Below are 12,311 nucleotides of genomic sequence, written 5' to 3' on the forward strand. Positions count from 1 at the left end.
CGGGTCGGACAGCGCCAGTCACGGCGCTACGCGCCATGCCTGGCGCACCAAAAAAAACGGCTCGCATCGGCGAGCCGTTTTTCTTCATGCGACTCGACGTGAGCCGCTCATGCGAGGTACTGCGCGAGCTTCGGCAGATCGACATTGCCACCGCTCACCACCACGCCGACGCGCTTGCCCTTCACCGGCACGACGCCGTTCAGCACCGCCGCCGCCGCGAGACAACCAGTCGGTTCGACGACGATCTTCATGCGCTGCGCGAAAAAGCGCATCGTCTCGATCAGTTGCGCATCGCTGACCGTTTCGATTCGCGCGACCAACTGGCGGATGACCGCGAACGTGTAGTGGCCCAGATGCGTCGAAGCGGCGCCATCGGCAATCGTGCGCGGCGCGTCGATATGAACGATCTCGCCGCGTGCGAGCGACTGCTGGCCGTCGTTGCCCGCCTCGGGCTCGATGCCGATCACCGTGCAGGCCGGGCTCAGCGCGGCCGCCGACAATGCGCTGCCGCTGATCAACCCGCCACCGCCGAGGCATACGAACAACATGTCGAGCGGGCCGGTTTCGTCGATCAGTTCTTTGACCGCGGTGCCCTGGCCGGCGATCACGTGCGGATGATCGTACGGCGGGATCAGCGTCATGCCGCGCTCTTCGGCGAGCCGGCGGCCGATTTCCTCGCGATTTTCCTTGTAGCGGTCGTAGCTGATCACTTCGCCGCCGTAGCCTTTGGTCGCGGCGACCTTGGCCTCGGGTGCGTCGTGCGGCATTACGATCGTCGCGTGAATGCCGGCGAGGCGCGCCGACAGCGCGATCGCCTGCGCGTGATTGCCCGACGAATAGGTCAGCACGCCCGCCTTGCGCTGCTCCGCGTCGAAATGCGAAATCGCGTTGTACGCGCCGCGGAACTTGAACGCGCCCATGCGCTGGAAGTTTTCGCACTTGAAGAACACCGACGCGCCAGTGCGCTCGTCGAACGTGCTCGACGTCAGAACGGGGGTGCGGTGCGCGACGCCTTCGAGACGCGCGGCGGCGTCGAGGACGTCATCGAAGGTGGGAGCGGGAAGCGCTTGCATCGGCGAAACTCTCCTGGGGCGGTGGCGAAGCAGCCATTCTCCCAGCTTCCTCGATGCTTTGGAACGGCGCTCGCGCGAGCGCGCGACATCAGCCAGGAACGCTGCGGAAAGCAAAAAACAGCGACACAAAAAGAAACGACGTAACCCGGCACAAGCCGGCGTTACGCCGTCGACGTTCCCACGCGCGTCAGGCGCGCCCGCCCTTCTTAATGACGATAGTACGAGTGCCCGTAGCCGCGATAGTAGCCGTGGTAGTAGCCACGATAGTAAGGGCGGCCATAGCCGTAATAGCCTCCGACCACCACCGGAGCCGGTGCGAACACAACCGGCGGCGCGTACACCGGCGCAGGCGGCGGGGCGTAATAGACAGGCGGCGGCGGCGCATAGACCGGATAGGCCGGCGCGATCGGCACCCCAAGGCCGATACCGACGGAAACACCTGCCTCAGCGGTCCCGGCAAGTCCCAAGCCGAGTGCGGCTGCAACGACAAACGGAACGATCTTTTTCACTTCTATTCTCCTAGCGCGGCCTGCCAAGGTCGCCGATTGCGCATGCCTCGCATGCTGCGAAATCAATGTATCTAAAAAGCCCCAGCCGAAATGTTCGCATTTGTTGCAAATTGCAAGGGCGAGCCGAAGCGTTTTGCCGAGCGCGGCGCGAGCGCGCCTACGCGCCGCCGCGACCTGAGCGAAATCAGCCGGGAATCAAGGGGTTGCACGCGGGCGACGGGCCGCGCGTCACAGGTCTGATCGAGCGCGGGGGTTTGAGTTCGCGCATCGGTAATCTTTAATTACAAATTCGCTTCAATCCTGACAGCCGGAAGAAAATTCCCAACAAAAAATGCCCGGCTCAATTGCTCGAGGCCGGGCATTTTGTCACCTGCGAAAACCGCGCGACTAGCCGACCTTCACGTACACGAATTCGCGGGACACGTTGGGCGGCACGTATGCGCCGCTGATCCGCACGCGCGGCGTAAGGCGCTTTTTCTGATCCCACCAGCGACGGCGCTGGGCGCGCGTCAGGAACCGCAAGTGCTTTCGGTAAGAAAAAATACTCATCTCGACCCTCCCGAATTTCTTACTGCGAACGAAGTACGGAAAATACGACCGCCAAAACCGGCTCGTCGACCACTGTTCCTGTCACGATTGTGAACAGTTTTCACAACCGTGGGCGTCACGCCACCCGATGACCGAACGTTGGCGCCATATCGCCCGCAAACTTATCCGACGACCGCTGTCGAACCGTGCAAGGGGCCGGATCGCGGCCGCGCTTCGCCGGATGCGAGATACTGCTGCTTTCCCGTTCACACGATCCGTCTGGAGCAGGTGACCATGTCCCAGTCTTCCTTGCCGCGCGTCGGCTTCATCGGCGCGGGGCGGCTCGCGCGTTGTCTCGCGCTCGCGTTTGCGCGCGCCGGCTATCCGGTCACCGCGGTGGCGAGTCGCTCGGCCGATTCCGCGCGCCGGCTCGCCGCCCAGATCGCACACTGCGCGGCCACTGACGACCCGCAACAGGCCGTCGACGCCGCCGATATCGTTTTTTTAGCCGTTCCTGACGACAGCATCGGTACGACAGCGCACACACTCCGCTTTGGAGGCAATGCGGCCAGCCGCCCCGGCAAAGCGCTCGTGCACTGCAGCGGCGCCTCGCCGGTCGAACTGCTCGCGCCAGCGCGCGATCAGGGCGCGGCGATCGGCGGCTTTCATCCGTTGTATCTATTTAGCGGCGAGCTCGCCGATCTCGAGCGTATCGTCGGCTGCTCGGTGACGATCGAAGCCGACGGCGAACTGAAGGAGACGCTGACCGCGCTCGCGCTCGCGCTGCGCTGCCATCCGCTGTCGATTCCGCCGGGCGGCCGCATGCTGTATCACGCCGCCGCGCATTACGCGGCGAGCTTCGCGCTCTGCAGCCTCGCCGAATGCGTGGCGTTGTGGCGCACGCTCGGCTTCGCCGAAGACGACGCGCTGCGCGCGCTGCTGCCGATGCTCGCGGGCACGATCGAAACCGCGCGCGACAAAGGCCTGCCGAACGCGCTCGCGGGGCCGGTATCGCGCGGCGACACGGGTGTCGTCGAGAAGCAGCTCGCGCTGCTCGAAGGCTTCGGCGGCGACCATGCCGCGCTGTATGGTCTGCTGACGCGCCGCGCGGTCAACCTCGCCCGACGTCGCGCAACGCCGGCCGCGACGATTGAAGCGATCTCCGAAGCTGTGGAAGAATCGCTAGGCCGCTCGCTGAATCAGGCCGCGGCAGGTGCAAGCGTCAAGTAAGCCGTGATAATGTGACGTCCGGCACGCCGGGCGAACCACGCGACGACCCGCGCCGCGCTTCGGGACCAACAGACGAGAACGCACAATGATCAAGGTCAGCATCCTCTACCCGTACCGGGAAAACGGCCGTTTCGACATGGACTACTACTGCGCGACCCATATGCCGCTCGCGGCGAAGCTGTTCGGGCCGGCGCTGAAAGGCTGGTCGGTCGACGCGGGCCTGAACGCCGGGCCGCCCGGCACGCCACCGCCTTACGTGGCCGCGGGACACTTCCTGTTCGATAGCGCGGACGACTTCTATAAAGTGTTCAAGCCCGCGTCCGAGCAACTATTAGCGGATATCCCGAACTACACCGACGGCGGCAACGGCACAATCCTGATCAGCGAGGTCCGGATTTCCGTGTGATGCCGGACAGACAGCCATCGGGAGGCGGCGCGCAATGACGTCGAACCTCCGGTTGGCTAACCGGGTAAATCCAGAAAACCGCCGGCACGCACCGATCGGGCGACGCCGGCAGCCCGCGGCCCGTCGGCGGCCGTCATCAGAAGCATAAGGACACGAGATGTTTGGCGATATCGCCCGTTTTCTGCTCAATACCGTTTTCACGCTGTTTGGCGCCGCGCTGCTGTTGCGCGCGTGGCTGCAGGTTGTGCGCCTGCCGCCGTACAACCCGGTCTCGAACGCCGTGCTGCAGGCGACCAACTGGATCGTGCTGCCGCTGCGGCACATCCTGCCGAGCACGCGCAACATCGACTGGGCGAGCGTGGTCGCAACGCTGATCGCCGCGATCATCTACGTCGTCCTGATGATCGTGCTGACGGGCGCGGATCCGCTGACGCTCGTGCCGACGCTTCTGATCGTCGCGGTGCTCACCGCGATCAAGTGGGCGCTCAATCTGATCATCTGGATGACGATCCTGATGGCGCTGCTGTCGTGGCTCAATCCGCGTTCGCCCGCGATGCCGATTCTGTATCAGTTGACCGCGCCGTTTCTGAATCCGTTGCGTCGCGTGCTGCCGAAATTCGGCGGTATCGATCTGTCGCCGATCCTGCTGTTCGTGATCGTGCAGGTGCTGCAGATGGTCGTCACGCGCGCGGCGGTTCAGCTGACTTATATCGTGATCTGAGCTGATTGCGCGGGAAAGTTGGGCTGACGCGCGGCGGCCACTTGAGTCGGCGCGGCTTCTACACGGCTGCCGCGAAACCGCGGCTCTCCCCCGTCCGGAACACCGACACCGTCTGCTTCATCTTGCGCGCCTGCGTCTCGAGCGATTGCGCGGCCGCCGCGGCCTGTTCGACGAGCGCCGCGTTCCGCTGCGTGGTCTCGTCCATCTGCGTGACGGCCTGGCCGACCTGGTGAATGCTGCGGTTCTGCTCTTCGGAGGCCGTTGCGATCTCGCTGACGATATCCGACACGCGATGAATCGCGGCCTTGATATCCGCCATCGTCGTGCTGACTTCGGCTGCCTGCTGCGTGCCGCCTTCGATGATCGCGACCGACGTCGTGATCATCTCCTTGATCTCCTTGGCCGCGCTCGCCGAGCGCTGCGCGAGGTTGCGCACCTCGCTCGCGACCACCGCGAAACCGCGCCCCTGCTCGCCCGCGCGCGCGGCCTCGACCGCCGCGTTCAACGCGAGAATATTGGTTTGGAATGCAATGCCCTCGATCACGCCGGTGATCTCCGAGATTTTCGTCGAACTGCCGCTGATATCACCGATGGTGCGCACCATGCCCTCGACGGCAGTGTTGCCGGTGTTGGCGACCTGTGCCGCCTCAGTCGCGAGCGCGCTCGCGTTGCGCGCGTTGTCGCTGTTGCGGGTGACGGTCTGCGTCAATTCCGACATGCTCGCCGCGGTCTGTTCGAGCGAAGCGGCCTGCTCTTCGGTGCGAGCGGACAGATCGATGTTGCCGCTCGCGATCTGCTGCGAAGCGATGCTGACCGACTCGGCGCTTTCGCGAATCGAACCGATCGTCGCCGCGAGACGCTCCTGCATGTGCGCGACCGCGCGCAAGATGCTGCCGTCGTCGGCGGCGCCGGTGTGCAGTCGCTGGCTCAAGTCGCCGCCCGCGATCTGCTCGACGACCTTCGCGACTTCGGCCGGTTCGCCGCCGATCTGCCGCACGACCGCGCGCGTCACCAGCAGCCCTAGGCCGATCGCAACCGCGACGCCGACGACCGCGCAGCTCGCGATCCACCACGTCACCGAGCGAACCATCTCGACGCCGTTCGCGACACGCTGCCTGGCCAACTCGTCCCGCACGTCGGACAGCTTGATCATCAGCGTGCGCAGCTTGACGTGCAGCGGGTCGGTGGTCGATTTGAGCTCGGCGAGCGCGCCGGTCTGATCGCCCTGATCGGCCAGCGCCATCACCTTCGCGACCGAACCCATATAGGCCGGATAGGCGGCGTCGAAGTCGCTCAGCAATTGCTTCTGCGCGTCGGTGGTCGCGTGCTTGCGCTCGTAGTCGAATGCCGACAGGATCGCCGCTTCACCGCCGTGATTCAGGCGCACCGTATCGGCGCGGCCTGCCGGCTCCGGATTCAGGATGTACGAATAGAGGCGCCGGAAGTGCGAAGCCGCCTGCCACGCGGCGGTGCCGTCGTCGCGCACAGGCACGAATTCGCGGTCGTACATTTCGGTTTGCATCGTCGCGACTTCGCGCACCTTCAGCACACCGACCGTGCCGACGATGGCCGTTACGAACGCGCACAGCATCAAGGAGCCGACAAGCTTCTGGCTCAGTTTCAGATTGGAAAGCCACTGCATCTTGGGAAGATCTCTTGATCGGGATGGGAAGCGCCGGGTTTGTGCCGGCTTGCGGGAGCGCAAGCGCACGGTGTTGGGCAGTATTCGGATTAACGGCAGGCGCAGACAAAGTCTGAAGGCTCGCGCCGTTCGAACCGCAGAAGCGAAAAGACGGGTCGGCTGCTCGTGCGCGCGAGCCATACCCCTGCCCAAACGGCCCAAAAGCCTGTAAAATCGCGAGTTCTGCGGGCGTCGTATAATGGTAATACCCTAGCTTCCCAAGCTAGAGCCGTGGGTTCGATTCCCATCGCCCGCTCCACTTTCCCGCTGAGTGTTCAGCGGAATCCAGCAAGAGCCGCCTCCCTGAAGGCGGCTTTTTTGTAGTAGCAACGGCCCGGCACAGCGCGCAAGCCGCGCAGCCCCCACCCTTGCAGCAGCATCGACGATGATCCACGATCCAAACGACTCCGGTCTCCCGGACGACGCCCCGACCCCCACGAGCGCAGCCGACCAGCCCGCCGGCAACGAGACGAACGACGTCGACGGCACGCCGGGTGCAACGCCGGCAGATACGCTTCATCACCGCCGCATCCGCAGCTTCGTCACGCGCGCGGGTCGCGTGTCGACCGGCCAGCGCCGCGCGCTCGATGAGTTCGGCCCGCGCTTCGTCGTGCCCTATGCACCACAACAACCCGACTGGACCGGCGTGTTCGGCCGCGAAGCGCCGCGCGTGCTCGAGATCGGCTTCGGCATGGGCGCCACCACCGCGGAGATCGCCGCGCACCGTCCCTCCGACGACTTCCTGGGCGTCGAAGTCCACGAGCCCGGCGTCGGCGCGTTGCTGAAGCTGATCGGCGAGCAGTCGCTGACGAACATCCGCATCATCCAGCACGACGCGGTCGAAGTGCTCGAGCACATGATCGCGCCCGACAGCCTCGACGGCGTGCACATCTTTTTCCCCGACCCGTGGCACAAGGCGCGCCATCACAAGCGCCGGCTGATCCAGCCGAAGTTCGTCGCCCTGCTCGTGTCGCGTCTGAAGCCGGATGCGTATCTGCATTGCGCGACCGACTGGCAGAACTACGCCGAACAGATGCTCGAAGTGCTCGGCGCCGATCCGCGGCTCGAAAACACCGCCGACACCTACGCGCCGCGGCCCGACTATCGTCCGGTGACGAAGTTCGAACGGCGCGGCCTGCGGCTCGGCCACGGCGTGTGGGACCTCGTGTTCCGCAAGCGCGGCGCCGCGTAACGCGACGAGACGGCAAGCCAACGAAAAAAGGTCCGCACATACGCGGACCTTTTTTCATCGCACGGCAAATCTCAATCGGCCCAGCTCAACCCGCCGCTATAACCGATCAGCAGGATCAGCAGGCCAAAGCCGATCCGATACCACGCGAACACCGTGAAGTCGTGCGACGCGACATAGCGCAGCAGCCAGCGGATGCAGACGAACGCACTGACGAACGCGGCCGCGAAGCCGAGCGCGAAGCTGCCGAGCGCATCGGTGGTGAGCAGGTGCCAGTCCTTGTACAGCTCGTAGGCCGTCGCGCCGAAGATGATCGGAATCGCGAGAAAGAATGAAAACTCGGTCGCGGCGCGGCGCTCGATGCCGAACAGCATGCCGCCGATGATCGTCGAGCCCGAGCGCGAGGTCCCCGGAATCAGCGCGAAGCACTGTGCGAGGCCGACTCTCAACGCATCGAGCGGGCTCAGATCGTCGATGCTGCGCACCCGCACCGCCGCGTCGCCGCGCGCGCGCTGGCGCGCCTCCGCCCACAGGATCACGACGCCACCCGCGACCAGCGCAAACGCGACCGGCACCGGTGAAAACAGCGCCTCCTTGATCGACTTCTCGAACAGCAGGCCGAGCACGACTGCCGGAATCGTCGCAATGATCACGTTCAGCGCGAAGCGGCGCGCCTCGGGCCGGCTCGGCAGCCCCACGATCACGTTGCCGATGCGGCGGCGAAACTCCCAGCACACGGCGAGAATCGCGCCGAGCTGGATCACGACATCGAAGGTCTTCGCGTGCTCGTCGGAGAAATCCAGCAGACTGCCGACGACAATCAAATGCCCGGTGCTCGACACCGGCAAGAACTCCGTCAAACCCTCGACCACGCCGAGAATCAGCGCCTTGCAAGCCAGTAACCAATCCATCCGTGCCCCTTATCGCGGTAGGTTGTCACAACGAAATGGGCCCGCACGGTCATGACTGGCATGCGCGGCCCACGTGGCCGCTCGTGCCAGTCATCTTTCGACGATCTGCACGCGTATGCCGTTTGTAAGGATCGTGATTGTACCGGGTTCGTAGTTGACGCCGGCAAATTGCAGTTGCTCGGGCTTGAACGTGTAGATCGGATAGTTGGTCAGCAATTGGGTCGCGAGCAGCGCCGCGGCCGCGTTGATCTGCTGCGTGTACATCTGCGCCTCGCCGCTCACGCTGACGTTGTCGACACTCGGCGACTTGAGGATCACCGAACGGCTCGCCGCGTCGTATGCAAGTTCACTCGACAGCGTGAACACGCCATCGACCGGTTGCCGCAGGAACGGACTCGCGAAACGCGCGTCGAGCTTCACCTGCACGCGGTTCGCATCGGGCAGCATGCCCACCACCGGATTGCTCAGCGCGACATCGAACACCTGCGACACCGTGCGCTGATACGGGAACTTGCGCTGCACGGCCTCCTGCACCTGCTTCTGCGAGAACGTGTAGTGCGACGGCATGAACGGAAACGTCGGGCTCGCGCAAGCCGCGAGCGACACAGTGATGCCAAGCACGCTGCAGCCGGTCAGCGCAGCGCGCAGAAAGCGGCGCCGGGCCGGCGCTGCGGGTCGAGTCATGCGAAATCTCCTGTGGAAGCCCTTGCGGACATCGGCTTGCGTTGACGGGTGTGGTCAGCGACGGCGTTTACCACATGCCGTGCGTCATGGATGGGATGCCGGTTGTGTTTGCGCCTCGAGTTGCGTGAGCCACCCGAGCGCTTCGCCGCGATTCGCGCCGCACATCTCGAGTTGCGGCTGCAGACCCGAGCAGCATGCGGGCCGCTCCGGCCGGCCGAAGATCGCGCAGCGCAGATCGTCGCCGAGTTGCACGCAGCGCACGCCCGCCGGCTTGCCGTTCGGCATGCCTGGAATCGGGCTCGAAATCGACGGCGCGATACAGCACGCGCCGCAATCGGGACGGCACGCGTGAGCGTCCACCCATGCACTGTTCAACCTTTGATCCACGTCATCTTTCCTGAACTCAAACCTTGGCAACGTATTGCCAGACCCGCATTGTGCCACTGCCTGTCCGTGTGACCTTTTTACACAATCGGGTGCCGCGGGCACGCACGTAAACTCGAAGCTGCTGACTGACCATGACACGCGGCACGCTGCGAGAGCCGCCCACCGTCCGACACCGCTCATGTCCCAAACCGACGCCCTGTTCCGCCCCGACCTGCTCGCGCGCTACAGCGCGAACGGTCCCCGGTATACGTCCTATCCGACCGCGCCGCAGTTCCGCGAATCGTTCGACACCACCGACTATCACCGCGCCGCCGCCGACCCGGGTGCCGCGTCGACCGATCTGTCTCTGTACTTCCACATTCCGTTTTGCGACACCGTGTGCTTCTACTGCGGCTGCAACAAGGTCGTGACCAGAAATCGCGCGCATGCGCGCCCGTACCTTGAGCGGCTCAAACGCGAAATCGGTTTGCAGGCCGCGTGTTTCGATACGCAGCGGCCCGTCTCGCAATTGCATTGGGGCGGCGGCACGCCGACGTTTTTGTCGCATGACGAGATGGCCGAGCTGATGGCCGCGACGCGCGAGCACTTCAAACTTCTGTCCGACGATCGAGCCGAATATTCGATCGAGGTCGATCCGCGCGAGGCGTCGCCCGACACGGTCGCGTTTCTGCGCCGCCTCGGCTTCAACCGGCTGAGCCTGGGCGTGCAGGACTTCGATCCGCGCGTGCAGCAGGCGATCAATCGCATCCAGCCGTTCGAGATGACCGCATCGGTGATGCAGGCGGCGCGCGCGTACGGTTTTCATTCGATCGGCGTCGATCTGATTTACGGGCTGCCGCATCAAACCGTCGCGAGCTTCAGCCGCACGCTCGACACGATGCTCGAACTGGCGCCGGACCGGCTGTCGGTGTTCGCGTATGCGCACATGCCGCGGCTCTTCAAGATGCAGCGCCAGATGGATCCCGCGACGCTGCCGTCGAGCGAGGAGCGGCTGGCTCTGCTGCAACGGGTCGTCGAACGGCTGACTGAAGCGGGCTATGTGTACATCGGCATGGATCACTTCGCGCTGCCCACCGACGAGCTCGCTCGCGCGCAGGCGCAGCGCACGCTGCATCGCAATTTCCAGGGCTATAGCACGCGGGCCGAGTGCGATCTGATCGGTTTTGGCGCCTCGTCGATCGGCAAGGTCGGCGACGTGTACGCGCAGAACGCGCGAGAGCTGCCCGCTTACACCGACTCGATCGATGCGGGCCGGCTCGCGATCGCGCGCGGCATCCGCCTGTCCGCCGACGACCGTCTGCGGCGCGACGTGATCACGCAGCTGATGTGCAACCTCGAACTGCGCTTCGACGAATTCGAAGCGGCGTACGGCATCCACTTCGCCGACACGTTCGCGCCGGAACTCGCGCGTCTGCGTTCATTCGAGGACGACGGGCTGATCTCGCTCGGCGCACGCAAGCTCGAAGTGCGAATGGCCGGCCGCATGCTCGTGCGCAATCTCGCGATGGTATTTGACCGCTATCTGGGCGAGCAGACGCTCACACGATTCTCGCGCACGGTCTGAGCACCGCTCGCCGCGAACGCGCTGTGGCGGGTGAAGGCAATCGACTTGCCCGTCTACCGATTTTCGGCCATAATCTGCGTCTTCCTCGCGCGCTGAACTCCCGATGCAGCGCGCTGCAGTATCTGCCCAGGTGGTGAAATTGGTAGACGCAGGGGACTCAAAATCCCCCGCCGCAAGGCGTGCCGGTTCGATTCCGGCCCTGGGCACCAAACACTCTTCAACCGGTTTCAACGGTTCATCACGAAGCCCCGACAGCTATCGCTGAGCGGGGCTTTTGTTTGCTGTAGTCTCCAAACCCCCACCAGAGGGTCATTTCGGGGGTTGCCACGATTCAAGCGCCCGTCGGATGGAAAACGCCCCCAGCAGCGGCGCGACAACCGGAGACGCAAACATGGCGCTGACCGATGTCACGATCCGTAACACGAAGCCGGGTGAAAAACAGCAGAAGCTGTACGACGGTGGCGGCCTGCTGCTTGTCACGCCAACGGGCAGCAAGCAATGGATTTTCAAGTACCGTTTTGCCGGAAAGGAAAAGAGCCTCGCACTTGGCGTCTATCCAGACGTGCCCCTTGCCGATGCCCGCAAGCGTCGGGACGACGCCCGCGAAAAACTGGCAGCAAAACATTGATCCGGGGGAAGCCAAAAAGGCCGGGAAACGCGCCGCCCGCCTTGCTGCTGCCAATTCATTCGAAGCCGTTGCGCTCGCCTGGATGGAAGAGCGCGGTCAGTCCGTTGAAAGCGAGTCGATATCGCTGGGCCGATTACCTTGACCGGATCAAGGCCGGCGCCGAAGTCATTCCGATCAAAGGCGGGACGGTCGCCTGACTACCTCAGCGTGACAACCATTTGGAACAGCGCCGCCCGATGATGGAAGCGTGGGCCGTGCATGTTTGCGCATAGAGGATTAATTCAGAAGTGCGGCCCATAACACTCGCGCTGTGCCTTACAAGCTCGCACAAAAAAGCCGACTCGCGAGGATCGGCTTGTGCATTCGAGCGAGGCTCTATCGATATTCATCAATCTCAACCGTGCCGCCCATGGCTTCCATCATGGTGCGAATATCGTCGGGCACATCAGGCACGCGGTCGCCGCTCTCGTTGTCCCAATAGCAGAAGAAGCGCATCTGTGCGCCAGTGCGCTTGAGCAATTCGGGCAGGTCTGATCGGGGCAATGCCAAGCGTTCGACAAGATAGCGAAGGTGAGGCGCAAGAATATTACTCTGAACATGCCCCTTGCTATCCACACTCCATACACCAATTCGAGCGGGGTACTTGCTAGTGCGCCCAGATGGTGTAGTGCGGAATTGCCCCCGAACACTCTGCATGTCCGGTTCAACGCCAAAATAGTTTGTCCAGAATTCGGGCCGCTCCACGTCCTGGTAGATATTAAAAGAAGCATGTGCAAGTTGATGGGTCGTTACCATAACAT

13 protein-coding genes, 2 tRNA genes and 1 pseudogene are annotated in these 12,311 nt (G+C 63.9%); 8 read left to right on the forward strand and 8 right to left on the reverse strand.

Features of this window, described 5'->3' with window-relative positions:
* Positions 1-107: 107 nt before the first annotated feature.
* From OKW27_RS25010 to OKW27_RS25020, 3 genes are all read right to left on the reverse strand, one after another.
* Positions 108-1,073 carry a threo-3-hydroxy-L-aspartate ammonia-lyase gene (locus OKW27_RS25010; RefSeq protein WP_090801497.1) on the reverse strand — a complete coding sequence of 322 codons (966 nt, stop codon included), beginning with the start codon at positions 1,071-1,073 and terminating at the stop codon, positions 108-110.
* A 206-nt stretch (positions 1,074-1,279) separates the two neighbouring features.
* A complete protein-coding gene (locus OKW27_RS25015; RefSeq protein WP_429335184.1) occupies positions 1,280-1,582 on the reverse strand; it encodes a hypothetical protein in 303 nt (100 codons plus the stop codon).
* Positions 1,583-1,969: 387 nt separating this feature from the next.
* Positions 1,970-2,131 carry a hypothetical protein gene (locus tag OKW27_RS25020; protein WP_167368604.1) on the reverse strand — a complete coding sequence of 54 codons (162 nt, stop codon included), beginning with the start codon at positions 2,129-2,131 and terminating at the stop codon, positions 1,970-1,972.
* 273 nt (positions 2,132-2,404) lie between these two features.
* Here OKW27_RS25020 and OKW27_RS25025 point away from each other — a divergent pair, with 273 nt between their 5' ends.
* The 3 genes from OKW27_RS25025 (at position 2,405) to OKW27_RS25035 (ending at position 4,467) form a co-directional block, all read left to right on the forward strand.
* The gene (locus tag OKW27_RS25025; protein ID WP_429335185.1) at positions 2,405-3,340 is read left to right on the forward strand and encodes a Rossmann-like and DUF2520 domain-containing protein; all 936 of its coding nucleotides are present in this window, start codon (positions 2,405-2,407) and stop codon (positions 3,338-3,340) included.
* 85 nt (positions 3,341-3,425) lie between these two features.
* Entirely contained in the window at positions 3,426-3,746 is a 321-nt protein-coding gene (locus OKW27_RS25030) for an EthD family reductase (RefSeq protein WP_090801500.1), read from the forward strand.
* Between the two features lie 157 nt (positions 3,747-3,903).
* The gene (locus OKW27_RS25035; protein ID WP_429335186.1) at positions 3,904-4,467 is read left to right on the forward strand and encodes a YggT family protein; all 564 of its coding nucleotides are present in this window, start codon (positions 3,904-3,906) and stop codon (positions 4,465-4,467) included.
* A gap of 58 nt (positions 4,468-4,525) precedes the next feature.
* On the opposite strand, the gene OKW27_RS25040 is transcribed toward OKW27_RS25035, so the two are convergent.
* On the reverse strand, positions 4,526-6,109 hold the full coding sequence (locus OKW27_RS25040) for a methyl-accepting chemotaxis protein (protein ID WP_429335187.1): 1,584 nt from the start codon (positions 6,107-6,109) through the stop codon (positions 4,526-4,528).
* A gap of 224 nt (positions 6,110-6,333) precedes the next feature.
* On the opposite strand from OKW27_RS25040, the gene OKW27_RS25045 reads away from it, so the two are divergent.
* Together OKW27_RS25045 and trmB are read left to right on the forward strand one after the other, a co-directional pair.
* A tRNA-Gly gene (locus OKW27_RS25045) sits at positions 6,334-6,407 on the forward strand.
* A gap of 126 nt (positions 6,408-6,533) precedes the next feature.
* Positions 6,534-7,340 carry a tRNA (guanosine(46)-N7)-methyltransferase TrmB gene (gene trmB, locus OKW27_RS25050; RefSeq protein ID WP_429335188.1) on the forward strand — a complete coding sequence of 269 codons (807 nt, stop codon included), beginning with the start codon at positions 6,534-6,536 and terminating at the stop codon, positions 7,338-7,340.
* 71 nt (positions 7,341-7,411) lie between these two features.
* On the opposite strand, the gene OKW27_RS25055 is transcribed toward trmB, so the two are convergent.
* From OKW27_RS25055 to OKW27_RS25065, 3 genes are all read right to left on the reverse strand, one after another.
* Complete coding sequence (locus OKW27_RS25055; protein WP_090801505.1) at positions 7,412-8,248, reverse strand: undecaprenyl-diphosphate phosphatase; 837 nt, start codon at positions 8,246-8,248, stop codon at positions 7,412-7,414.
* A 90-nt stretch (positions 8,249-8,338) separates the two neighbouring features.
* Positions 8,339-8,932 (reverse strand): DUF1439 domain-containing protein, encoded by a 594-nt coding sequence (locus OKW27_RS25060; protein WP_090801507.1) that lies wholly within the window; start codon positions 8,930-8,932, stop codon positions 8,339-8,341.
* A gap of 84 nt (positions 8,933-9,016) precedes the next feature.
* Positions 9,017-9,319, reverse strand: coding sequence for a YkgJ family cysteine cluster protein (locus OKW27_RS25065; protein WP_429335189.1), 303 nt, complete (start codon positions 9,317-9,319; stop codon positions 9,017-9,019).
* A 178-nt stretch (positions 9,320-9,497) separates the two neighbouring features.
* Here OKW27_RS25065 and hemN point away from each other — a divergent pair, with 178 nt between their 5' ends.
* From hemN to OKW27_RS25080, 3 genes and pseudogenes are all read left to right on the forward strand, one after another.
* Positions 9,498-10,883 carry an oxygen-independent coproporphyrinogen III oxidase gene (hemN, locus tag OKW27_RS25070; RefSeq protein ID WP_429335190.1) on the forward strand — a complete coding sequence of 462 codons (1,386 nt, stop codon included), beginning with the start codon at positions 9,498-9,500 and terminating at the stop codon, positions 10,881-10,883.
* A 124-nt stretch (positions 10,884-11,007) separates the two neighbouring features.
* A tRNA-Leu gene (locus tag OKW27_RS25075) sits at positions 11,008-11,092 on the forward strand.
* A 182-nt stretch (positions 11,093-11,274) separates the two neighbouring features.
* Positions 11,275-11,608: pseudogene (locus OKW27_RS25080) on the forward strand (Arm DNA-binding domain-containing protein); the annotation flags it as partial.
* A 278-nt stretch (positions 11,609-11,886) separates the two neighbouring features.
* Here the strand turns inward: OKW27_RS25080 and OKW27_RS25085 are convergent.
* Positions 11,887-12,306: a DUF4279 domain-containing protein gene (locus OKW27_RS25085; RefSeq protein ID WP_429335191.1), complete on the reverse strand. Its 420-nt coding sequence runs from the start codon at positions 12,304-12,306 to the stop codon at positions 11,887-11,889.
* Positions 12,307-12,311: the final 5 nt, after the last annotated feature.

The sequence above is a fragment of the Paraburkholderia sp. 35.1 genome (assembly GCF_050436525.1).
GTDB lineage: Bacteria > Pseudomonadota > Gammaproteobacteria > Burkholderiales > Burkholderiaceae > Paraburkholderia > Paraburkholderia tuberum.